This is a genomic window from Alcanivorax sp. (assembly GCF_040119285.1).
Lineage (GTDB): Bacteria > Pseudomonadota > Gammaproteobacteria > Pseudomonadales > Alcanivoracaceae > Alcanivorax.
The window spans coordinates 284,850-307,416 of sequence record NZ_JBEDTY010000004.1; the positions used below are offsets into that span (position 1 = coordinate 284,850).

The following is a 22,567-nucleotide window of genomic DNA, read 5'->3' on the forward strand; positions in this document are numbered from 1 at the left end:
CCGTTCAAAATTGAACGTTAAAAAAGCGCGAGCGGGAGCCTTGCCTCTCGTTTTGCGCCTTGTTCGCGTTTCAACGTTGAACGTTTCGCTTTTAATTTAATGTAGCTGAAACACTTCCTGCCTTAGGTCGGCTTCGCCGATCACCCCTGGCGCCACGCGCCAGCGCCCTTCCTTGTCTTGGAAAATCAGTGCCGGTGTGCCTTGCAGGCCGAGCCCGATCATCAGCCCTGTGTTGCTTTGAATCTGGCTGCGAATGACATCAGGTACTCGCGCCAGCGGTCGAATGCCGCCGTCGTCGTAATACTCTTCGTGTTCTGCCAATGCGGCGCTCGGATCTGGAGCCGCCAGCACTGCAGCGCCTTGCGTGAAGCTGCGTTTAGGGTTGATCAGCCCGACGATGATATGACGGACCTGCAGCACATTATCGGCGTCGTTAATCATCGGCTGCATGTTTTCCCATAATCGAGCGCAGTAGGGGCAGGCCATATCCGTGAATAGATAGGCGACCCGCTGTGGCTCCTGCGCACCTTCCGCCACCCAGCTGCTGGCCTCCAGCTTGGCCATCAGGCTGTCCATAGAAGTCGCTTCGGCTTGGCTAATGAGAGGAGCCAGCAAGGTTAGCAGCAGGACAATGGTTTTGCTCATGGGGCGTCTCCGGATAGGTTATGGCTGAGAAAGTGGTGCAGGCTGGCGTCGGACAGGGGGCCAAAATGGCGCGCCACTTCTTGTCCCTTATTGTCGAACAGCAGGGTCAGTGGTAGTCCACGGTTGCCTGCATAGCGGCCCAAATCGGTATGCGGGTCCAGTAGCAGGTATTCAAAATGCAGCTGCTCTTCGGTGAGATACTGGCGCACCTGAGTCGGATTCTCTCCCTGATTGACGAGAATGAAGCGGACATTTGGGTAACGTTGTTGTGCAGCCGCAAGCACCGGCATCTCCCGTCGGCACGGTGGGCACCAGGTCGCCCACAGATTTACCAGAGTTACCCCGTTAGCTGCCGATTTTAGTGTGGCGGTCTCCCCCTGCAGGTTATACAGCGTGACGTCAGGTAGCGGGCTGGGTGTTGGCGACAGCGCCTGCAGAGCAGCAAGCGTCAACGTCATGGTGAGTAGGGCGGCTGTACAGGTGGATAACAGCGCAGCCCGAACGCGGGTGTGCTGGAACAGGCTAACGGCCAGCACCGGCAGGGCCAGTAGTACACCGGGCCACCACCAGCCTCCGTCACGGATATCGAGCATAGCCAGCCAGGATTCATATTGGTTGTGATAGCGCAATACAAATGCCAGGCGGGCGCCAAACACGGCGGTAACCGCAATCAGCCAAAGTGTTGCTTCGATGTGTTGGCCGCGTCGTTGCCACCACAGGCTGGCCAAAGTGGCGGCGAGGAATCCGCTCAGGACCACGAAGGTGCCTGCCGGTAGGGCCAGTGGGCCAATAATGACTGTGTCCACGGTATCTCCAATCAGGAAGTCACCAGTGTGCCCCGGCCCCATTAACCGTGGGTTAACTGGAAAAACGTACACTGGTTTGCAACTTGAGCAGCCTAACCGGGTCAGAGCGGCATGCATATTTTGTTGATCGAAGATGATGCTTTATTGGGCGACGGTATTCAGGCCGGTCTGCAGGCGATGGGGTTTACCGTAGCCTGGGTGACGCTTGCGCGGGATGGCCTGGCCGCCTGGAAAAGTGTGGATTTTGATGCGTTGGTGCTGGATCTGGGACTGCCGGATCAAGAGGGTGGTGAGGCCCTTTGCCAGTGGCGCGAGGCTGGGCTGACGGCGCCGGTATTGATCCTCACCGCCCGGGACGCCGTGCAAGACCGCATTGAGGGTTTGCAGCGCGGTGCCGATGATTATTTGATTAAGCCGTTTGATTTGGGCGAGCTGGCGGCGCGCTTGCAAGTCCTGTTGCGGCGTAGCCGGGGCCAGGCCAATCCATTGATTGAACATGGCCGGGTACGGGTAGATCCGTTCCGGCAACAGGTTTGGCTGGCGGATCAGCCAGTGGAACTGCAACGACGGGAAATGGCGTTGTTGCTTGCCTTGCTGCAAAGCCGGGGCCGGTTACTCACGGCGGACCAGTTGGCAGATCGGGTTTACGGCTGGGTGGACGGCGTGGAAAGCAATGCTTTGGCGGTGCATATCCATAACCTGCGCCGCAAATTGGGCAGCAGCATTGTGGAAACTGTACGCGGTGGCGGTTACCGGTTAGGCGCGCCATTGTGATGGCGCGTTCACTGCGTTCCCGGGTGCTGTGGCTGGTGGCGCTCAGCTTGTTGAGTGTCTGGTTGCTGTTGGCATTGTGGTTACACAATACCGTCAAGCAGCACTTGGGGACGGCGCTGGATCAGCGTCTGGCAGCGTCGGCACGTATGGTCGCCTCCATGGCCAATGCCAATGCCAGTGCTCCGGTGTTATCCGGTAACCTAGGGCTGCAGGCCGCGGTGAATAGCGGGTTGTTTTGCCAAGTGATGAATGTGCGGGGCGAGATTCTGGCACGCTCCGGTGGAGCCCCAACGGCGCACCTTGCCAGTGCTGAGGACGGCTTTAAGGAACGATCCCTGGAGGGGGAACGCTGGCGTGTGTATACCGTCAGCGAAGGGCAAATACGGGTGGCGACAGCGGAGCCCATGGCGGTGCGTGAATCGCTGTTGTCGACCCTGGCCTGGGCGTTGCTGGTGGGCTTGTTGTTGGCACTGTTGGGTGCCTGGTTGGCGGTGCGCTGGGCCGTGAGCCGAGGTTTGGCGCCTCTGGATGCCGTGCGGAAGGAGTTTGAGGCACGCCCGGTACAAGCGGAATCCGGGGCCCGCAGTGCGGCCGGGATAACCGAGCTGGTGCCGTTGGTGGCGGCGCTGGATGGTTGGGCCGACCAGGCCCGGCAGGCGTTGTTGCGTGAGCGCCGGTTGACGGATGATCTTGCCCATGAGTTGCGTACGCCTCTGGCGGCACTAAAAACCCAGCTGCAAGTGGCCCGCTTGAAACTGGGTCCGGAAGAGCCCGCCATGGCAGCGTTAACGGCGGCGGAAAATGCCAGCTCGAGGATGGCGGATAACCTGCAGCAGTTGCTGTCACTGGCCCGCCTGGACGGACTACCACAGAGTCGGCCGCGCCCGGTGAGACAAGTGATTGATGAGAGTGTGGCCCAGCTGGCCGGGCACCCTCAGCGGTTAGCCGTGCAGCGTGATGACCAAGCGTGTGCCGGAATGACATTGGCAGCGGCGTCTCTGGCCACCTTGGCATTACGCAATCTGCTGGAGAATGCGTTGCGTTATACGCCGGAGGGCAAGAAGGTATGGATCCGTGTGGTGACGGATGCGAGTGATCTGCATATCCATGTGGAGGACCAGGGCCCGGGAATAACCGACAATCCAGCGGACCTTTGCGCGCGGGGCCACCGGGGGGACCGGGGCCAAACTGGCCTGGGGTTGGCTATTGCTGCCACCGTGATGGCCCGCAGTGGTGGGCAGCTTACCCTGGAGAACCGCGCTGGTGGAGGACTTTGCGCGAGTTTGAGTTGGCCGCTTACGGATACCGCTTGAACATGTCCTCCACGGCTTGTTGGATATGCGCATTGCGACGTTCGCTGCTCATTTCGTCGTGTAGCTCGTCGCGGCTGGTTGCCTGCCACACTACATCGCGACTTTGCGGGTCAATCAACTGCACTACCAGCTTGTACTCTTCGCTGATCTCGCCCTCTGTAGGGGTGGAGGCCCCCAGGCCTACGTGGTTACGGGTAAAGCCGAACCCGAACTGGACGGTGGAGCCATCGAAGCGCTGCTCACGTTTGAAGAAGTGCTTTACTTGCACATCCGGCTGGTCTGTTGCGGCTGCCACCGTCATTCCCTCGGCCGTCAGTGCTTTTTCCAGCGCAGCTTGGGCGCGCTGATCATCCAGTTCACGGGGTTTGTCTTCATCTTGGGACACAAAGGTGTAGGTGCGGTATTGGGCAAGATTTGCGTCAGGCTGGCTGTCGATCACAACCGGGCTGACGCAGGCACTGAGCAACAGGGCCGAGGCCAGCACCAGGAATCCCGGTATCGGTAGACGTCGCATGGCAATTTCCTCACGTTGGGGGGGCACTATTCTACGCTTTGCGCGTCATTAGTGGGTGAGCGAGCCTAAACGGTCACCCCCGGACAAGGTATGGCAGCGGCATCGCGAATCCGTTCCCCCAGATAGCGGGCCGCCTGCCCGGCATATTGGCCATCGGCATAAATTAGGTACAGTTCCATCATGCGCTCTATCCCTTCGTCCAGGGCGAGGATCTTCAGGACGCCAGTCTCCAGGCCGTCGCCGATTTCGGCCTCTGGCACCCAGGCAAAGCCCAAGCCACGACGAATTGCCGCAATGCGAGTGGAGGCGTGCGACACGGTCCAGCGTTGTTCTGCGCCGAGCCAACCGGAATCAATACGCCGGCTGCCGGAATCACGAACCACGATCTGGCGGTGGTGGCGAAGATCTTCGTGGGTCAGCTGCTTGGCCTGGGCCAATGGATGATCGGCAGCGGCCACTGCCAGAAAACGTACCCGCATCAAGGGGTCGCCGAAAAAGCCCGGTGGTACGCGCCCGCCCACGACCACGTCGGCTTCCTTGCGCAGCAGTGCTTCATCAGACCCGGACAGAATGGTCTCACTGTATTCCACCCGAGTCAGCGGGCTGTGCTGAGCAAAAGTGTCCAGCGCGGAGAGCATGCAATGCTGGGGAAAGAGGCCATCGGCCGCCACCCGTACCAGCGGCTCCCAACCCTGACTAAGCTGGATGGCAGCGCTTTCCAGGCGATTAGCTTCCTCCACCAGCACTTTGGCCTGGCGGTACAGCATTTGCCCGGTTTCAGTGAGCTTGGCGCGTCGCCCTTCCAGAGTGAAGGCACGCACTCCCAGCTCGGTTTCTATTTTCTGCACCGCATAACTGATCGCCGACTGGCTCTTGTCCAGGGCCTCGGCGGCGTTGGCATAGCCTCCTTCATCCACAACGGCGAGCAGTGCTTGCCACTGATCCAGTGTAATTTTGGCTGACATATCTAAATTCCTGAACTAAGTGTGCAGCTTGATCCCGTTTTATATCGTATTTATTGAGGGCACGATAGGTTCATCGAAATAATCCTGTCGCCCGCCGGGGTCGACAGCACAATAAAAGGAGTTGGGGTTATGAACATTTTAGTGATTAAAAGCAGCGTCTTTGGTGATAACGGTAACTCCTCCGCGCTGGTCAATGCGCAAGTGGATGCATTGAAAGCGGAGCACCCGCAGGCCACGGTGGTGGTGCGGGATCTGTCTACGGATCCCATTCCTCATCTGGACGGTGAGCGCGTGGGCGCTTTTTTCACTCCGGCGGAGCAGCGCAGCGTCGAGCAGCAAGCGGTGGACGCCTTTTCCCTGGCCTTGATTGATGAAATCAAGGCGGCAGATCACATTGTGCTGGGCCTGCCCATGTACAACTTCGGCATCCCCAGCCAGTTGAAAAGCTGGATTGATCACGTAGCCCGTGCCGGCATCTCCTTTCGTTATACCGAACATGGCCCGCAGGGCTTGCTGGAGAACAAGCCAGTAACGGTGCTGGCCGCCCGAGGCGGTATTTATGCCGGGACCAACAACGATACGGTGACGCCGTATATCAAGTTGTTCTTTGGTTTTATCGGCATCACCGAGGTGGAGTTTATATTCGCGGAAGGGCTGAACATGGGCGACGACGTCAAAGAGAAAGCGTTGGATGCAGCGCTTTCTGAGTTGCAGGCAAGCGATTGAAGTAAGACGAATATCCGTAAGGAGAGACGATCATGGGACTGTTAGTAGACGGTAAATGGCAAGATAAATGGTACGACACGAAAAATACGGGTGGGCGTTTCAAGCGTTCGCAGAGTCAGTTTCGTAATTGGGTCACAGCCGATGGCCGTGCCGGCCCCAGTGGCGACGGTGGTTTTCAGGCACAAAGCGGTCGCTACCATCTTTATGTTTCCTATGCCTGCCCGTGGGCCCATCGTGCTCTGCTTATGCGTGCCCTGAAAGGTTTGCAGGATCATATCGGGGTGTCGGTAGTACATCCGCACATGCTAGAGAACGGTTGGGAACTGCGCGATGATTTTAACGGTGCCACCGGTGATCCACTGTATGGTTTTAGTAAGTTGTATGAGTTGTACCTGAAGGCCGATGATAACTACAGCGGCCGGGTGACGGTGCCGGTGCTCTGGGATACGAAACACGAAACCATCGTTAACAATGAATCCGCCGACATTATCCGCATACTTAACAGCGGCTTTGATGAGCTGGGCGCAACACCGGGCAATTACTATCCTGAAGCGTTGCAGGCAGATATCGATACGATTAACGATAGCGTCTATGACGACGTTAACAATGGCGTGTACAAGGCCGGTTTCGCCACCAGCCAGGAAGCCTATGACGATGCCGTGGTGACTTTGTTTAAGCGACTCGATGTATTGGAAGAACGGTTGGGCAAACAGCGTTACCTGGTGGGCAATACCTTAACGGAAGCGGATATCCGTCTATGGACCACATTGGTTCGCTTTGATCCGGTGTATGTCACGCACTTCAAGTGCGACCGGCAACGGATCAGCGATTACCTGAATCTACAGGGTTTTCTGAAAGAGATTTATCAGCTCCCGGCAGTGGCTGAAACGGTGAACATGGAACATATCCGGCACCACTATTTTTGCAGCCACCCGACCGTGAATCCCCACGCAATTATCGCCATCGGCCCGCAACTGGATTGGAACTCACCACATGGCCGCGAGCGGTTAGGTGAAAGAAAGATCAGCGACTAGCCGTGAGGTACGGCTTGTAAAAATCAAGAAGGTCTTCTCTTAACATGGCAGCTAGAGATTAGTGGCTCATGGCTGTTTCTCAAAGGAGGTTGTTATGGAACGCACCATCCTCAATACGCTTCGTGCAATGGATACATCCGATGGTGCCGGCGTTCGGTTGAAGCGGGCGCTGGGTTATAACCCTTCCGTGCGTCTGGATCCGTTCCTGATGCTGGATGCGTTTTCTTCCGACAATCCCGACGATTATATCGCCGGCTTTCCACCGCACCCGCATCGGGGTTTTGAAACAGTGACCTATCTGGTGGAAGGCCATATGCGTCACCGAGACCACCTGGGTAACGAAGGTGATCTCAAGCAAGGTGGCGTGCAGTGGATGACCGCCGGCCGCGGCATTATTCATGAAGAAATGCCGCAACAGAAAAACGGTTCGCTGCGCGGTTTTCAACTGTGGATCAACCTGCCGGCGGCGGAAAAAATGAAGCCGGCAAAGTATCGCGATATTGCCGATACCGAGATGCCGCGGTTGGATCTGGCCAGTGGTGGGCAGGTCAAAGCGCTTGCCGGTGAAGTGACTATTGCAGGGCAGAGGCTTTCTGCTCCGGTCAAAGGTGGCCAGGCGGATCCGTTATATCTGGATGTGGTGCTGCGTCCCGGCGAGACCCTGGCGGTGCCATTGACGCAAGGCCATAACGCTTTCCTGTATCTTTTCGAAGGCCGTGTTGAGGTGGCTGGAGATGCCGTGGACACCCACCACCTGGCAACCTTCACCGACGGTGACAGGGTGACGCTGGTAGCGCAGAAAAGGGGAGCACGTTTGCTGTTGCTGGCGGGTAAGCCGCTGGGGGAGCCAATAGCGCAATATGGCCCCTTTGTGATGAACACTCAGGACGAAATTAACCAGGCTCTGCGGGATTATCGCGATGGAACCCTGACAGCGGAACCGTCTTTATTATAACTGTTGTGCTTTAAGGGCGCGCAAACTCGACCGCCCTCTACCCCTTCACCTCCCTGTCACTGGAGAGAAATATGGATAGTAACCACGTAGTAGATTCTGTTTAATTTCAACCGTGGATACAGAGAAAGGAATACAGCATGAACGTTCTGGCGATTGCCGGCCAGTGGTTGTGGGCGCGCTGGCGGAACACATTACCCAAGCAGATGCTTTGTTATTGGCGGCGCCTGAATACAACGATTCCCTTCCCGGTGTGTTGAAAAACGCTGCCGAGTGGTTGTCTCGTGTGCCCGGCAGTATTTTCTCGCGCAAGCCGGTGGCGATCATGGGAGCTTCCATGGGCGGCATGGAGACCCGCCGCAGCCAGTATCACTTGCGCCAGGTGCTGGTGTTTCTGGATATGCATCCCTTGAATAAGCCGGAAGTGTTTTTATCCGCTGCCCATGAAAGTGTGATGAGCAGGGTGATTTGGTAGATCAGGCGTCTCGCGAGAGGGTAGCGAAACAGCTTGTCGCGCTCCAGCAGTGGCATCAGCGTTTATCGTAACCGTGCCTGTATGATCGAAACGTTCCGTACAAGCTGGGGTGTCTTTAGAAGGTCGTTAAACGGTTTGGCTGAACGCTTCAGTTCAGGGCCCCAAGGGAGCGGCAAGGCCGCTGCCTTCGGGCATGGCGTCGTCACACTTTTGGTCCGCGCCCTTTCAGTGCATTGACCACCAAACTAATGACCAGCAGCGCCAGAAAAATAAAGAAAATAATTTTGGCAATGGATGCCGCGCCGGAGGCGATACCGCCAAAACCGAGTACGCCGGCAATAATTGCCACGACAAGAAATGTCAGAGCCCATCCGAGCATAATTGATACCTCATCCATGGTTGATGTGTAGTGTTACTTTACTGACGCACCATAACGTACTCGGCTTTGAAATGGATTGGAACCACTCGACTATTTGATCTTCTTTCACATTCCATTGTCACCGCTGGGGTTCTCGGTCAAGCCACTTATCCGCAGGCGTGGGTGAGGCATCATTAAACGATCCAACAGCATGGCCGTATTGCTATGGATTTGCAGGCGCTGGTGGTGGTCCGTTTTCAAGAAAGCTTCCGTCACACTGTGTTGCAGAAAACGTTGAAGGACGTCGTAATAGGCAGTCACGTTAAGCAGGGCGCAAGGCGTTTAATGAAAGCCCTGTTGGGCCCAAATGAGAATTTAAAAAATTTCTTCCAGGGCGCTCATGTCGCCGGGAAGAACGATAAAGCCTCCCCCTGGCCACTTTGCGTTTGTGCATGGTGCATGAAATCGACGATCTGTACTTGGCGGGGCGATCATTGTCGGCCACCCCGCGTATCAGTATTTGGGGGATTATCCCGAGGACCTTGCTACCCTGAGGCATTATTGTATTGGCAATGGCGGCCATGACGCCCGCGCTGGCGCCGCTGTAAACCAGACCAATATCACGACAGACCCATTCATCGGCCCGCGCTTCGTCGTTACGCTCCAGGGGGCAGTTGCTGCACTGTTTTTGCGCAGCAGCGTCGCTTGAGGCTTGAGGCAGGAATCCAGATTAGTTTTGCGGTACCACGCGGGTGCGGCCGGTGTCATCGATGGCCACGAAGGTGAAGTGCCCTTCAGTAACTTTCGACAAGGTGCCGGAATCTTCGCGAATCCATACTTCCACCAAAATCTGCATGGAGCTGCGGCCGATGTCCTGCAGCTGGGTGTAGCAGCTGACAACGGCGCCCACGGGGACCGGTCGCAGGAACGCCATGGAATCAATGGCTACGGTGGCCACACGGCCACGGGCTTTTTTGCGGGCGGTGACGGCACCGGCCAGGTCCATCTGGGAGACCAGCCAGCCGCCGAAAATATCCCCATTCCAGTTGGCGCTTTGTGGCATGGCAATGGTTTGGATGGCAAGGGTGCCAATTGGCTGGGGCATGTCGTCAGTGTGGTCTGTCATTTTATTATCCGTAGAGCGCATGAGGCAGCCAGGTGGCGAGTTCAGGGAACAGCGCCAGAATGCCCAGCATGATTAATTGTATAAAGATAAAGGGTATCACGCCCTGATAAATGTGCGTGGTTTTAACCTCTGCCGGCGCCACCCCGCGTAGATAAAACAGCGCGAATCCGAAGGGTGGGGTCAGAAACGAAGTTTGCAAGTTCAATGCAATCATTACGCCAAGCCAGATGGGGTCCAGGCCCATGCCCAGTAGCACCGGGGCGACAATCGGCACTACCACAAAGGTGATCTCGATAAAGTCGAGAATGAAGCCGAGCAGGAAAATCAGCAGCATCACCATGACGGTGGCACCGATCACTCCACCGGGCATGGCGGCAAACAGATTATGCACCGCTTCCTCGCCGCCAAAGCCCCGGAACACCAGTGAAAACAGGCTGGCACCGATCAGGATCATGAACACCATGGCGGTGACTCGGCTGGTGGCACGGACCACCTCGCCAAGGATGGTTCTGTTCAGGTGTCGATTGGCTGCCCCCAGCAGCAGGGCACCAAAGGCGCCGACGCCGGCGGCTTCCGTGGGGGTGGCCTTGCCGGTGAGAATGGAGCCCAGCACCGCGGCGATCAACAGTAGCGGCGGGATCAGGCCGCCAAGCAGGGCCCGCCAGCTACGGCGTTCACCGTCGGCGGGCGCAAAGGCGGGAGCCCATTGGGGTTTTAACAGGCTGATTGCCACCACATAGAACAGGTACAGCCCTACTAAAATCAGCCCGGGAATCAGGGCGCCGACAAATAAATCGCCCACCGACACGGTATCCAGCGACCACAGGCCCTGCTTGAGCTGGGTGTCCTGATAGGCGTTAGCCAGCACATCACCCAGTAATACCAGGGCTATGGAGGGGGGGATAATCTGCCCGAGGGTGCCGGTGGCGCAGATCAGCCCGGTAGATAACTGTGGTTGATAGCCCTGACGAAGCATGGTGGGCAGCGAGAGCAGGCCCATGGTGACCACGGTGGCGCCGACAATGCCGGTGCTGGCGGCGAGCAGGGCGCCCACCAGGATAATCGCCAGCCCCATGCCGCCAGGGAGTGGGCCGAATAGTTGGCCCATGCTGGATAGCAACTTTTCCGCCACCCGGGATTTCTCCAGCATCACGCCCATGAATACGAAGAGGGGTACCGCCATCAGGGTGCTGTTTTCGATGACCCCGAACAGTCGGTTGGGCACAAAACTCAGGTCGGAAGGAGAAAAGGTGCCGGTAAGGATGCCGCCGGCGGCAAACAGCAGCGCGGTGCCGCCCAGGGCAAAAGCCACCGGGTAGCCGGTAAGCAATACCAGGCAGACGGCCACGAACATGGATAAGGGAAGCCATTCCATCACAGGCCCTCCTCCGGGTGTTCTTCATGTTCGGCAGTGCGCGGGGGGAGGGGGGCGCCAAGCAGCGTTAGCCCATGGCGTAGTAGTTCAGCCAATGCCTGCACACTCAGCAATGCGGGCAGCACTAGCAACAGGCTTTTGAGCAGATAGACAAAGGGTAGGCCGCCGTTGGCGGACCCCTCCTGTTCGCGCCAGCTGTTGGCTACATAATCCAGAGATAACCAGAAAATCGCTACGCATAGGGGGAGTAGCAGAAACAGGGTGCCTAGCAGGTTCACCCAAGCCCGCCCGCGGGGGCTAAAACGCTGGTAGAGCACATCCACCCGGACATGTTCGTCTTCAGCCAAGGTGTAGGCGATGGCTAGCATAAAAAGGCTGCCGTGCAGATAGGTCAGGGATTCCTGCAGGGCAATGTTGCCGATTTCGAATCCATAGCGCAGAACGACGACCAATACCATGCCCAGCACCAGCAGCAACGCCAGCCAAGCGCTGCCACGGCCGATGGCGGTGGTAAAAGCGGCCAGCCATTGCTGGACGTTCTGTAGGCTCTGTTTTGTCATTATTGTCAGAGGATAGCTGAAAACGGACATTATACGGAAAACGCCACAGGCAGCACGCATTCGGGGTGCGGATTAGGCTAGGGCATCTGTAGCCTGAATCTGATCTCAGTGTAATGTGGCTGTCACAAACTCTCTCTAGCATGCGCTGTGCTGAAACATGAACTGGCTTGCAACACGCGCAAAACAAACCGGGGTGGATACGTCCAGCAAGCGCCGGTGCCAAAACTAGGAGGCTTATTGTGAACGTTAAAATGAAAGCAACACTGGCAGGTGCCGCTGCAACTCTGGCCATGGCCTGCGCGCCGGGCACCGCGATGGCTCGTGACACCATTTCCATCGTGGGCTCTTCCACGGTATACCCGTTCGCCACCGTAGTGGCCGAACGTTTTGGGCGTACCGGCAACGCCACCCCAAAAATTGAATCCACCGGTTCCGGCGGCGGCATGAAGCTGTTCTGCCAGGGCGTCGGTACTCAGCATCCGGACATCACCAATGCTTCTCGTCGGATGAAGAAATCCGAGTTTGAGCTGTGCCAGAGCAACGGCGTGAAAGACATCACCGAGGTGAAGGTAGGTTATGACGGCATCGTGATTGCCAACTCGGTGAAAGGTAAGCACATTGATCTGTCCCTGCGTGACGTTTTCCTGGCCCTGGCCAAGGATGTGCCGAACCCGAAAGGGGGGGAAGAGCTGGTTGCTAACCCTTACAAAACCTGGAAAGAGATTAACCCAGCTCTGCCGAACGTGAAGATCGAAGTGCTAGGCCCGCCGCCGACTTCCGGTACTCGTGATGCGTTCAACGAACTGGCCATCGAAGGCGGCTGTAAAACCTTCCCATGGCTAAAAGCCATTAAGGGTGAAGATAAGTCCAAGTACAAGGCGATTTGCCGCAGTGTGCGTGAGGACGGTGTCTATGTTGAAGCCGGTGAAAACGACAACCTGATCGTGCAGAAGTTGGAAAAGAATCCGGATGCCTTCGGTGTGTTCGGTTACTCCTTCCTGGATCAGAACCGTGGTGTGGTGCAGGCAGCCAATATCGGCGGTGTTGAGCCCACTTTCGAAGCGATCGGTTCCGGCGAATACCCGGTATCTCGCTCCTTGTACTTCTACGTGAAGAAAGCGCACGTGGGTGTGGTGCCGGGTATCGAGGGTTACGTGAGAGAGTTCACCAGCGAGAAAGCCTGGGGTGACCAGGGATACCTGGGCGAGAAAGGCCTGATTCCGCTGGCTGATGATCTGCGCAAGTCCATGGCCAAACAGGCGCGTAGCCTGAAGCCCATGACCGGCAACGAGCTGTAAGCAAGGAAATAATAAGAAAGCATGGATGCTTTTGGCCCGGTGGTGTTTGCCGCCGGGCTTTTTCGCCCCTGAAAAGGTGTGTTTGTTCCACCAAGATTGCCGCGGTGATCTTGGTTGAGCAAATCCGATCGGAGTGATACATGCAAACCGGAAACCTGCTGTTGCTGCTGGTAGTGATGGTGGCCGGCGCTTACTACTTGGGGCTTCGCCGCTCCTTTGCGCTGGCCCGCCCGCTGGGCGGCATTCGCCACCTGCACTCATTGCCGTTTTACTTCGCCATGCGTTCGGCTATGTGGTGCGCGCTTCCCGCCTTAATCGTGCTGGGGCTGTGGCTGGCCTTTGATGACAGCATCATCCGCCAGCAAGTGTTGGGCAGCTTGCCGGTGGAGCTGCAACCGACGGATGCCTCCAGCTATAACCTGACGCTTAGCAAAATTCAGAATGTGGCCAGCGGTGCGCTACCGACTAATTTCGTGGAGCCGCCGATTGCCGCAGCGGCGGAGCATCTGCAGTCATTACGCCAGACCAGCGCCATGGCGCTGACCGTGGTTATTATTGTGCTGTGTATGTTGGGCGGCACCTGGGCCTGGCTGAAAGTATCGCCGCAATTGCGCGCCCGTCAGCAGGTGGAGCGCGTACTGCAGACGCTGTTCATGCTGTGTGCCACGGTAGCGATCCTTACCACCGTGGGCATCGTTATGTCGGTGCTGTTCGAATCGATCCGATTCTTCGGGAAGGTGCCGGTGACCGATTTCTTGTTCGGCTTGCAGTGGAGTCCACAGACTGCCCTGCGGGCTGACCAGGTTGCCTCTGGCGGCGCTTTTGGTGCGGTGCCCTTGTTCATGGGCACCATGTTGATCTCTGCGATTGCCTTATTGGTGGCGGTTCCAGTGGGGTTGATGTCCGCTATTTACCTATCGGAGTACGCCAGCAAGCGAGTGCGCACGGTGGCCAAGCCGGCACTGGAGGTGCTGGCCGGGGTGCCCACGGTGGTTTACGGTTTTTTTGCTGCGCTGACAGTGGCTCCATTTATTCGCGGCATGGGCGAGGCCGTGGGGTTGGATGTGGCGTCAGAGTCGGCCCTGGCCGCAGGCTTGGTGATGGGCGTGATGATTATTCCGTTTGTCTCATCGCTTGCCGATGACGTGATTACTGCGGTGCCCCAGTCCATGCGCGATGGCTCCTTGGGCTTGGGTGCAACCAAAAGCGAAACCATCAAGAAAGTGATTTTTCCGGCAGCATTACCGGGGATTATGGGGGGCATTTTGCTAGCCGCGTCCCGGGCGATTGGTGAAACCATGATTGTGGTCATGGCCGCCGGCTTGGCCGCTAACCTTACTGCCAACCCACTGGAAGCGGTCACTACTATTACCGTGCAGATCGTTACGTTGCTGACGGGTGACCAGGAGTTCGACAGTGCCAAAACCCTGGCGGCGTTTGCCCTAGGCCTGATGTTGTTCATCACAACCCTGGTTATGAATATCTTTGCGCTGCACATCGTGAAGAAATACCGCGAGCAGTACGACTAGCGTCGGGAGAAAAGTTATGAGCAAAACCACAGAAAAAGTGCGTAAGACGCTGGCCCGACGCTACCGGGCAGAGAAACGCTTCAAAGCCTATGGCATGGCCTCCATCGGCATTGGTTTGATGGCCTTGCTGCTGTTGTTCACTGACATCATCGGCAAGGGCCACAGTGCCTTCGTTGAATATGAAATTCAGTTGCCGATTACCTTCGATGCGGAGGTGCTGGATGTCAGTGACCCCCGTGATGCGGAGCAGCTTAACTACGGTAATTACCAAGGGGTCATTCGTGACGCTCTGGCAGAGCGGTTCCCTGGCGTGGAGTCACGCTTGGACGTTCGCTCACTTAACCAGCTGATGAGCACCGGGGCTGGTTATGCTCTGCGCGATATGCTTCGCGAAGAGCCGGCCCTGTTGGGAGAGACACGAACCCTATGGCTATTGGCCGACGATGATGTGGATTTGTTTCTCAAGGCGAACGAAGAGCAACGCGAAGACAGCCGTCTTAATGACAAGCAGCAGGCATGGGTAGCGGAGCTGGAAGCGTCCGGCGAAACCCGTATGGTCTTCAACCGGTCGCTTTTCAGTTACGGCGACTCCCGTGAACCGGAGCAAGCCGGTATTTTGGGCGCCATTCTGGGTTCCTTGTTTACCATGATTGTGACGGTGCTGCTGAGTTTTCCCATTGGTGTCGCGGCAGCTGTCTATTTGGAAGAGTTTGCGCCAAAGAACCGCTTCACTGATTTCATTGAAGTGAATATCAACAACCTGGCCGCCGTGCCGTCGATCATCTTCGGCCTGTTGGGCTTGGCGGTGATAATAGGCTTGTTTGGCTTACCCCGGTCAGTGCCGTTGGTAGGGGGCATCGTATTAACCCTGATGACGCTGCCCACGGTGATCATTTCCAGCCGTGCGGCGATCAAGGCGGTGCCGCCCAGTATTCGTCAGGCCGCCATGGGGCTGGGCGCGTCGAAGATGCAGGTGGTGTTGCACCATGTGTTGCCGCTAGCGCTCCCCGGCATGCTTACCGGCGCCATCATCGGCATGGCGCAGGCACTGGGTGAAACAGCACCGCTGCTGATGATTGGCATGGTGGCCTTTATCGTAGATCTGCCCGCTGACCCGTTGGATGCCGCAACAGTATTGCCGGTGCAAATTTACCTTTGGGCAGACAGCCCGGAACAATCTTTCGAAGCCCTGGCGTCCGCCGCCATCATGGTGCTACTGGCTTTCCTGATTACCATGAACACCTTGGCGGTGATTCTGCGCAAGCGCCTTGAGCGGCGCTGGTAACAGACGGATAAAGAGGAACCGAGTAATGGAAACCGCACAGCAACTGGACAAACCGGCTCTGGACACCAATGATGCGGCCAGAGACAAGGCCATTAATGAGCAGGTAACGATGACACAAGACACCCCCTATCCAGATCAGACCGTGGGTAATCCTTTTGTGGATGATCCGAAAATGCGCCTGCGCGATGTGGAGGTATTCTACGATGATAACCAGGCGATTCACGGTGTTAGCCTGGATATCGGAAAGAATGAAGTGGTGTCGCTGATTGGCCCTTCCGGCTGTGGCAAATCTACCTTTCTGCGTTGCCTGAATCGCATGAACGACACCATCGATATTTGTAAGGTGAAAGGCAGCCTGCATCTGGAAAGTCAGGATCTTTATGATCCTAAACTGGATGTGGTGGAGTTGCGCGCTCGGGTGGGTATGGTGTTCCAAAAGCCTAACCCGTTCCCTAAGTCCATCTATGACAACGTGGCCTATGGCCCGCGCATACACGGCCTGGCTAACAAGAAATATGACCTGGATGAAATTGTGGAAACCAGCCTGCGCAAAGCCGGGCTGTGGGAGGAAGTGAAAGATCGTTTGCACGCACCGGGCACGGGTTTGTCTGGTGGTCAGCAGCAACGTCTGTGTATTGCCCGCACCATTGCCGTGAGCCCGGAAGTGGTGCTGATGGATGAGCCCTGTTCAGCACTGGATCCAATTGCCACCGCCAAAATCGAAGAGTTGATCAGCGAGCTGAGTGAATCTTACACCATCGCTATCGTGACTCACTCCATGCAGCAGGCCGCGCGGGTCTCCAGCCGTACCGCCTATTTCCATTTAGGGCGTCTGGTGGAAATGAATGATACCGAGACCGTGTTCACCAAGCCCGAGCACGATCTGACGGAAGCTTATATCACTGGCCGCTTCGGTTAACGTGCGGGTAAGGAGAACAAGAGAATGGACCGTATGCATTTTGGCGAGCATAGCTCGACCCAGTTTAACGCCGCGCTGGAATCTATCCGTAACCACCTGATGGAAATGGGGGGGTTGGTGGAAAAGCAGGTGGTGGATGCGCTGCAAGCATTGTTGCAGGCAGACTCGGGCCTGGCGGAAAAAGTCATAGAAACCGAAAACAAGGTCGATAAGCTGGAAATCCTCATCGACGAGGAATGCACCAAGGTGCTGGCTTTGCGTCAGCCGGCGGCCTCGGATCTGCGTTTAATCATTGCCGTGTCCAAAGCAGTGTCTGATCTGGAGCGTATTGGTGACGAGTCGGCCAAAATTGCCCGTATGGGACTACAGCTGGCTGAAGAGGGGGAGTCGCCTCGCGGCTACGTGGAAGTGCGGCATATCGGTAACCATGTGCGCAATATGTTGCGCGATGCCCTGGATGCCTTTGCCCGCTTTGACGCCCATAAAGCTCTTACCGTGGCGGCGGAAGATAATGAAGTGGACATGGAGTACGCCAGTGCCATGCGTTCTCTAGTGACGTTCATGATGGAAGATCCTCGCTCTATCACCCGGGTACTCAACATCATTTGGTCTCTGCGTGCCCTGGAACGGATTGGTGACCATGCCCGTAATATCGGCGAGCAGGTTATCTATCTGGTAAAAGGCAAGGATGTGCGCCACATCAGCATCGATGAAATTGAAGAGAAGTTGAAGCAATAAGAAAACGCCGATAAGAACACGGCTGCCCCGTAGCTTAGGGGCAAATGAGAAAGCCTGAACTGAGCAGGTTACAACCATTCTGCGAAGAAATGTTGTAATCAGGAAGGTTCAGGTTTTTCCATCGTCACCCTACGTGCCACCCGCTGCTCAAGCCCCTCTCAAAACATGATGTGTAGTGCCTTGCCCGAGATCACCATTCGAGGCAGATGCTTAGGCGGAAGTCGCGGGGATCTGTTCATCGACATGCGGATAAGCAGATATGCGGGCAGACAACGCCTGCGCGATATTCAGTCGAGACTGGAAAGTCTCAAGCACAAGCTCTATCACCTTGGTGCCAAGCCCATTACTTACCCGCCCCCTTGGCTGCCCCAACCAGGACCAGTTCGCAGAGCTTTATAGTGTCTGTACAAGTGGTGCTATCAGTGCAGGAGACAGCCGCTGGGTGCCAGCGCCATCGACGGGGCGTTCAAGTTGTAGCCCAGGCGGCTCACCGTTCTGATCCCCCCAGCGTAAAGCTGAACGTGGGGCTGAATCACGGCACCCATATGTCTGAGTCTGTCGGCCTGGATCAGGGAGATGAGAATGCCACGGTGGGGGCGTGAATTTTGCTTCCCCATAACAATGCTGTTCTCAGCCAAATCTGGCTGGGCATGAAGGTTCTCTTGCCGTTAGGTTGGCTGTCCAGGAAAGTATTTGCGCGCGATAATCAAATTCGTTTGATTGCAGCCTTCGAACATCCTTCATTCAATGCCGGACTGACACAAAAAAAGCGAACCCTAAACAGGTTCGCTTTTTTTTAGGCTGCCAGCAGTAGGGCAGCAGCGGCCACGAGGCCGCCTTTAACTGGAACAATCGCTTATAGAGCGACGATGTTCTCAGCCTGCGGGCCTTTAGGGCCTTGGGTTACGGTGAACTCAACCGCTTGGCCTTCAGCCAGGGTTTTGAAACCGGAACCGGTGATGGCGCTAAAGTGGGCGAAAACGTCCGGGCCGTTTTCCTGCTCTAGGAAACCAAAACCTTTTGCTTCGTTGAACCACTTAACGGTGCCTTTAACTGTAGACATAACACTATTCCTGAAAAAATGAAGTTTCGCCTCAAGGGCGTAAGTAGCTGAAAAACGGGGACTTGGACTTCGGAACTGCAGGACGAGTTATACAGAGAAAACAACGAAATGAAGTGCGTGATTCAAGTACGATCTTTTAGCTGGGACCAAAGATACCGGGATTATCTTTCCGTGTACAGCTAAATCGCCTCAGGCGGCTAGCTAGAGGGGGTAATTTACGATGATTTTTCTATTCACGCGGTGATGTGGGCGCTCGCGAATTCCGCCCACCGAGCAAATACGGGGGCTTATGTTCTGGCTGGACAGATCAAGAGAGGGCACCTTGGGCTAACCGAGTTGGCTTGATTACGCCCGACCACAAAAGCGCCTATTCGTCGCGACGCCTCCCTTGCAGCGGCAGCCTTGATTTATCGGGGCGGTTGGCATATCGGTAAGCTGTTCTTATTCAGTGTGCCGACCGGAACGGTGGTAGGGCCTTTCCCAGTGGCTGGCAATACAATAATGAACGGCCCGATACCGCTATGGGAGCGGCGCCTTCCGGGCAAGGATGAAAATGGGAGGATTACAGTAGTATTCACACTGCAAGGCTACTGGCAGGTCTGCCTATAATGACGCCTTGCTGCCCCTTTGAACTTTAACTCGCAACTCTTCCTTTACCCGCCGCGCTGCGTTCGGCAATGGCTCGCAAGACGATCTGACACTGATTCTCGCCGTATTCGCGGATATCCGCTTCAGCATCGGCCACGTTGCGGCTGACGACATTGACTTGCAGACGCTTGAAAATCTGGAGTGATACATCGAATTCCGAGATATCTTCCTGCAGAGCGATAAAGGAATAGCGTTTAAGGAGGGGGATGAGGTTCAGAATGTTGCTGGCCAAATAGCGGTTATGGGCGAAGCGCACGGTGGCGATTTCCACAAAATGGAAAGCCAGCTTATGTGCAGAGCGCATATCGTTATTCATAAAGTGCTGCTCAAGCTGTGGCAGCATGTCCACTAAATCTTCGATATCGCCGGGTTGCCAACGGGCGGCGGCCTGCCCGGCCAGCCCTGACAGTAGCATAAACAGGAAATCGTAAAGGTCGCGTACCTGCTTGTCGGTGACCTCACAAACACGTGCGCCTTTGCGTGGTTGAAGCTCAATTATGTGCTGCTTTTCCAAGAGCCGAAAGGCTTCCCGTAGTGAGTTGGTGCTCACATCCAGTTGCTTGGCAAGATCATTTTCCGGCAGCCGGCTGCCGGGGGCGAGTTCGCCAGTAATGATCTGTTCGCCTAGATGTCGGGCGATTTGTTCACTGAGGCTCACGGCTTGTAGCGACATGGTGGGGTCCTTACTGGGGCCTTGTCTAATTCCGGTCATTATCCGTCATGATTCTAATATCTCATTAATTGAGTTGTTTGACAATTCAGGAGCTCACGGGTAGTCTCGCCGTGACATTGATGACTGTTACTGTTTGGCTTGAACTAGCGAGGTGTGAGCCGTGTTCGAGAATACGAACCCTGATGTAATGCTAAAAATGAAAAAATATGGCTACCTGGCTTTTTGGGCAATTATGGTGCCGCTTGTTCCTTTTTCTGCCTTCGTGGGGGTGGAAAGTGGCACGCAGGATTACTGGGCCTGGTTTATGTATGCCTTCATCTTCGGGGTTATCCCGGTACTGGATTATTTGGTGGGTAAAGACCCGACCAATCCCAGTGAAGACGTGCAGGTTCCCACTATGAGCGAAGAAGTTTTTTACCGGATCTCTGCCATCGTCATGGGCTTTGTATGGATCGCGGTATTGTTCTACGCTGGCCATATTTTCATGAGCAATGGCTACGGTCTGCTGGGCAAGATCGGTTGGATTGTTTCTATTGGCACCGTAGGTGGCATTATCGCCATCAATTTGGGGCATGAGTTGATTCACAAAGATCCCAAAGTGGAAAATTGGATGGGTGGTTTGTTGCTGTCTAGCGTGACCTATGCGGGTTTCAAGGTGGAGCATGTGCGAGGTCATCACGTCCACGTATCTACCCCGGATGATGCATCGTCCAGCCGTTATAATCAGAGCTTATACCAATTTCTGCCCAAGGCTTTTGTACGTAATTTCAAGAATGCTTGGAACCTGGAAAAGAAATACCTGGAGCGTAAAGGCAAGAACAATATTAGTGTCCATAACGAACTTATCTGGTGGTACAGCATTTCTGCGTTGTTCGCGGCCACCTTCGGACTGCTTTGGGGTTGGCAGGGGGTGGTGTTCTTTCTGGGGCAGAGTTTCTTTGCCGCCCTAGCCCTGGAAATCATTAACTACATTGAACACTACGGTTTGCATCGCCGTGTGAATGACAAGGGGCGTTTCGAGCGGGTGACACCTGCACATAGCTGGAACTCCAACTTCTTGTTGACTAACCTGGCTCTGTTTCAACTGCAGCGCCACAGTGACCACCATGCTTACGCCAAGCGTCGTTATCAGGTCTTGCGCCATTATGAAGAAAGCCCGCAGTTGCCGGCAGGTTACGCCACCATGTATGTGTTGGCATTGATCCCGCCGCTGTGGAAAAAGGTGATGAACCCACGTGTGGAAGCGTATTACGAAGGCGAGCTGGACCAGCTGTTCCGCGATAGCAAGCGAGTAAACAATATCGCTTAATCACAACGGCCCCCCGTCTTGAGGCTGAATAGAAAAGCCCGCACAAGGCGTAATGCTGTTCACTTAAGCATTGCGGTCTAAAGCAGGGCCTTGGAAAATCCGGCTTTCATTCACTGGAAGCCGGATTTTTTGTGTCTCTTCAACAGTCTTTGTTCGATATTGATAGCCTTCACTCCTTCTGTGATCTGAGCACTTTCACGCAGAATATTCCGATTGAATGGGTAGAGTCTGCCCTTCAGCTTTCCTCGGTTGCCACGATTCGCCGCCGTCGCCTTCCGCAAGACCAAGTGCTTTGGCTCGTGCTGGGAATGGCGTTGTTCCGCAACGAGCCCATTGACGAAGTCGCTCGCCGCCTCAACATCTGTGCGCAAGGGTTAGCGAACGATAGCTTGTTGGCTCGCAGTGGCATTTCCAAAGCGCGGCAGCGATTAGGGTCCGATCCGGTGAAATGGCTGTTTCAACGCACCGGCGAGCAGTGGGGCAAAGAGCGCTATCCTGAAGATAACTGGCAGGGTTTGCAGGTGTTGGCGGTAGATGGCGCGGTGCTACGCACTCAGGATACACCGGAACTGCGTGAGCACTTTGGCTCAGGAAACACTGGTACCAAACGGCAAACACTCTATCCATTTATGCGACTGGTGGCATTGATGAATGTCCGCTCCCACGTTCTGCTTGATGCCCGGTTGAGCCCCTATCGACGCAGCGAAATTCGTCTGGCTAATGACTTCGTGGGCCATATTCCCGATCACTCTATCACCTTGTTTGATAAGGGCTTCTGGGGCGCAGACTTGCTGCTTGGGCTGTCAGGACAGGGCTCCCAGCGCCATTGGTTGATTCCTGAAAGGAAAGGGCTGGTCTCGGAGGTCGTGACGCGTTACAGCAAGGATGACTGCCTATTGCGGATGAACGTCTCGCCGCAGGCCCGTAAACGTAACGCTGATTTGCCCGAGCACTGGGAAGTTCGGGCGGTGAGCTATCAACACAAAGGCAAGCGCAAGCCGGTCTTTACCTCGCTACCGGCAGAACGTTACAGCGCCGCAGAAATCGCCACGCTTTACCAGGAGCGCTGGGAAATAGAGGTTGGCTTCCGGGATATCAAAAGCGCATTGCAACATAACGCGGTCACGCTACGGAGCAAAACCGTGGCGCTGAGCTATCAAGAGGTATGGGGATTATTGCTGGCGTACAACGTTATCCGACGAGAGGCGAGTCAGGCGGCAGTAGTGCATGGCGCTGATCCAGCCAAAATACGTTTTAAATTCGCCTACCAATATATCGCTGCCCAGCTGATTGTCATGGCTGCGGCACAGCCGCGATCGAGAACCGGAGCGCGCCTAGTAGAACTGAGAGCGGGGCTGGGAAATTTATTTCTGGAAGAGCGCCCAAGGCCGTCGAGGCCGAGGACGGTCAAGATCAATAAAACCCGCTATCCGGTAAACCGTAATGCTGCTCCTCTAAGTGAACAGCATTACGGCAATGCCG

The 22,567-nt window shown here is 55.8% G+C and carries 25 protein-coding genes and 1 pseudogene; 15 read left to right on the plus strand and 11 right to left on the minus strand.

The features are described 5' to 3' along the window. Positions 1-96: 96 nt before the first annotated feature. Together dsbG and ABNH10_RS02280 are read right to left on the minus strand one after the other, a co-directional pair. On the minus strand, positions 97-645 hold the full coding sequence (gene dsbG / locus ABNH10_RS02275) for a thiol:disulfide interchange protein DsbG (protein ID WP_349384568.1): 549 nt from the start codon (positions 643-645) through the stop codon (positions 97-99). Beyond that, positions 642-1,451: a prolipoprotein diacylglyceryl transferase family protein gene (locus ABNH10_RS02280; RefSeq protein WP_349384569.1), complete on the minus strand. Its 810-nt coding sequence runs from the start codon at positions 1,449-1,451 to the stop codon at positions 642-644. Before ABNH10_RS02280 ends, dsbG begins: the two co-directional genes overlap by 4 nt. Before the next feature lie 111 nt (positions 1,452-1,562). On the opposite strand from ABNH10_RS02280, the gene ABNH10_RS02285 reads away from it, so the two are divergent. After that, positions 1,563-2,225 carry a response regulator gene (locus ABNH10_RS02285; protein ID WP_349384570.1) on the plus strand — a complete coding sequence of 221 codons (663 nt, stop codon included), beginning with the start codon at positions 1,563-1,565 and terminating at the stop codon, positions 2,223-2,225. Next, positions 2,225-3,538 (plus strand): sensor histidine kinase, encoded by a 1,314-nt coding sequence (locus tag ABNH10_RS02290; RefSeq protein ID WP_349384571.1) that lies wholly within the window; start codon positions 2,225-2,227, stop codon positions 3,536-3,538. Before ABNH10_RS02285 ends, ABNH10_RS02290 begins: the two co-directional genes overlap by 1 nt. Here ABNH10_RS02290 and ABNH10_RS02295 read toward each other — a convergent pair. Both ABNH10_RS02295 and ABNH10_RS02300 read right to left on the minus strand, forming a co-directional pair. Then, the gene (locus tag ABNH10_RS02295) at positions 3,522-4,052 is read right to left on the minus strand and encodes a DUF4136 domain-containing protein (RefSeq protein ID WP_349384572.1); all 531 of its coding nucleotides are present in this window, start codon (positions 4,050-4,052) and stop codon (positions 3,522-3,524) included. The two genes, ABNH10_RS02290 and ABNH10_RS02295, sit on opposite strands and share 17 nt — an antisense overlap. A 65-nt stretch (positions 4,053-4,117) precedes the next feature. Beyond that, entirely contained in the window at positions 4,118-5,017 is a 900-nt protein-coding gene (locus ABNH10_RS02300; protein ID WP_349384573.1) for a LysR family transcriptional regulator, read from the minus strand. A 129-nt stretch (positions 5,018-5,146) separates the two neighbouring features. Between ABNH10_RS02300 and ABNH10_RS02305 the strand changes: the two genes are divergently transcribed. From ABNH10_RS02305 to ABNH10_RS02320, 4 genes are all read left to right on the plus strand, one after another. Beyond that, entirely contained in the window at positions 5,147-5,743 is a 597-nt protein-coding gene (locus ABNH10_RS02305; RefSeq protein WP_349384574.1) for an FMN-dependent NADH-azoreductase, read from the plus strand. A gap of 32 nt (positions 5,744-5,775) precedes the next feature. Then, positions 5,776-6,777, plus strand: coding sequence for a glutathione S-transferase family protein (locus ABNH10_RS02310; protein WP_349384575.1), 1,002 nt, complete (start codon positions 5,776-5,778; stop codon positions 6,775-6,777). A 94-nt stretch (positions 6,778-6,871) separates the two neighbouring features. Then, positions 6,872-7,732 carry a pirin family protein gene (locus tag ABNH10_RS02315; protein WP_349384576.1) on the plus strand — a complete coding sequence of 287 codons (861 nt, stop codon included), beginning with the start codon at positions 6,872-6,874 and terminating at the stop codon, positions 7,730-7,732. A gap of 112 nt (positions 7,733-7,844) precedes the next feature. Further along, the gene (locus tag ABNH10_RS02320; RefSeq protein WP_349384577.1) at positions 7,845-8,204 is read left to right on the plus strand and encodes an NADPH-dependent FMN reductase; all 360 of its coding nucleotides are present in this window, start codon (positions 7,845-7,847) and stop codon (positions 8,202-8,204) included. 202 nt (positions 8,205-8,406) lie between these two features. On the opposite strand, the gene ABNH10_RS02325 is transcribed toward ABNH10_RS02320, so the two are convergent. The 5 genes from ABNH10_RS02325 to ABNH10_RS02345 all read right to left on the minus strand — a co-directional run bounded on the left by ABNH10_RS02325 (position 8,407) and on the right by ABNH10_RS02345 (position 11,623). Next, positions 8,407-8,583: a DUF1328 domain-containing protein gene (locus ABNH10_RS02325; RefSeq protein WP_011587322.1), complete on the minus strand. Its 177-nt coding sequence runs from the start codon at positions 8,581-8,583 to the stop codon at positions 8,407-8,409. 105 nt (positions 8,584-8,688) lie between these two features. Then, positions 8,689-8,823, minus strand: coding sequence for a hypothetical protein (locus tag ABNH10_RS02330; RefSeq protein WP_349384578.1), 135 nt, complete (start codon positions 8,821-8,823; stop codon positions 8,689-8,691). A gap of 469 nt (positions 8,824-9,292) precedes the next feature. Further along, positions 9,293-9,688 carry an acyl-CoA thioesterase gene (locus tag ABNH10_RS02335; RefSeq protein WP_349384579.1) on the minus strand — a complete coding sequence of 132 codons (396 nt, stop codon included), beginning with the start codon at positions 9,686-9,688 and terminating at the stop codon, positions 9,293-9,295. 4 nt (positions 9,689-9,692) lie between these two features. Then, a complete protein-coding gene (locus ABNH10_RS02340) occupies positions 9,693-11,063 on the minus strand; it encodes a TRAP transporter large permease (RefSeq protein WP_349384580.1) in 1,371 nt (456 codons plus the stop codon). Then, the gene (locus ABNH10_RS02345; protein WP_349384581.1) at positions 11,063-11,623 is read right to left on the minus strand and encodes a TRAP transporter small permease subunit; all 561 of its coding nucleotides are present in this window, start codon (positions 11,621-11,623) and stop codon (positions 11,063-11,065) included. Before ABNH10_RS02345 ends, ABNH10_RS02340 begins: the two co-directional genes overlap by 1 nt. A gap of 251 nt (positions 11,624-11,874) precedes the next feature. Between ABNH10_RS02345 and ABNH10_RS02350 the strand changes: the two genes are divergently transcribed. From ABNH10_RS02350 to ABNH10_RS02375, 7 genes are all read left to right on the plus strand, one after another. Beyond that, complete coding sequence (locus ABNH10_RS02350; protein ID WP_349384681.1) at positions 11,875-12,921, plus strand: substrate-binding domain-containing protein; 1,047 nt, start codon at positions 11,875-11,877, stop codon at positions 12,919-12,921. 140 nt (positions 12,922-13,061) lie between these two features. Beyond that, positions 13,062-14,450: a phosphate ABC transporter permease subunit PstC gene (gene pstC, locus ABNH10_RS02355; protein ID WP_349384582.1), complete on the plus strand. Its 1,389-nt coding sequence runs from the start codon at positions 13,062-13,064 to the stop codon at positions 14,448-14,450. A 16-nt stretch (positions 14,451-14,466) separates the two neighbouring features. Next, on the plus strand, positions 14,467-15,735 hold the full coding sequence (gene pstA, locus ABNH10_RS02360; RefSeq protein ID WP_349384583.1) for a phosphate ABC transporter permease PstA: 1,269 nt from the start codon (positions 14,467-14,469) through the stop codon (positions 15,733-15,735). A 25-nt stretch (positions 15,736-15,760) separates the two neighbouring features. Then, positions 15,761-16,654 (plus strand): phosphate ABC transporter ATP-binding protein PstB, encoded by an 894-nt coding sequence (gene pstB, locus ABNH10_RS02365; RefSeq protein ID WP_011589953.1) that lies wholly within the window; start codon positions 15,761-15,763, stop codon positions 16,652-16,654. Positions 16,655-16,678: 24 nt separating this feature from the next. Further along, positions 16,679-17,392, plus strand: coding sequence for a phosphate signaling complex protein PhoU (gene phoU / locus ABNH10_RS02370; protein ID WP_349384584.1), 714 nt, complete (start codon positions 16,679-16,681; stop codon positions 17,390-17,392). Between the two features lie 168 nt (positions 17,393-17,560). Continuing rightward, entirely contained in the window at positions 17,561-17,791 is a 231-nt protein-coding gene (locus tag ABNH10_RS16235; protein WP_502877106.1) for a DUF4372 domain-containing protein, read from the plus strand. Then, positions 17,791-17,994, plus strand: coding sequence for a hypothetical protein (locus ABNH10_RS02375; protein ID WP_349384585.1), 204 nt, complete (start codon positions 17,791-17,793; stop codon positions 17,992-17,994). The genes ABNH10_RS16235 and ABNH10_RS02375 overlap by 1 nt, the downstream gene beginning before the upstream one ends. Before the next feature lie 254 nt (positions 17,995-18,248). Here ABNH10_RS02375 and ABNH10_RS02380 read toward each other — a convergent pair whose 3' ends face one another. Further along, positions 18,249-18,455, minus strand: a complete 207-nt coding sequence (locus ABNH10_RS02380; RefSeq protein WP_007149147.1) for a cold-shock protein — start codon at positions 18,453-18,455, stop codon at positions 18,249-18,251. A gap of 634 nt (positions 18,456-19,089) precedes the next feature. Beyond that, on the minus strand, positions 19,090-19,776 hold the full coding sequence (locus ABNH10_RS02385; protein ID WP_349384586.1) for a GntR family transcriptional regulator: 687 nt from the start codon (positions 19,774-19,776) through the stop codon (positions 19,090-19,092). Positions 19,777-19,936: 160 nt separating this feature from the next. On the opposite strand from ABNH10_RS02385, the gene ABNH10_RS02390 reads away from it, so the two are divergent. Both ABNH10_RS02390 and ABNH10_RS02395 read left to right on the plus strand, forming a co-directional pair. Then, entirely contained in the window at positions 19,937-21,085 is a 1,149-nt protein-coding gene (locus ABNH10_RS02390; RefSeq protein ID WP_349384587.1) for an alkane 1-monooxygenase, read from the plus strand. A gap of 131 nt (positions 21,086-21,216) precedes the next feature. Beyond that, positions 21,217-22,542: pseudogene (locus tag ABNH10_RS02395) on the plus strand (IS4 family transposase); the annotation flags it as partial. Between the last annotated feature and the right edge of the window lie 25 nt (positions 22,543-22,567).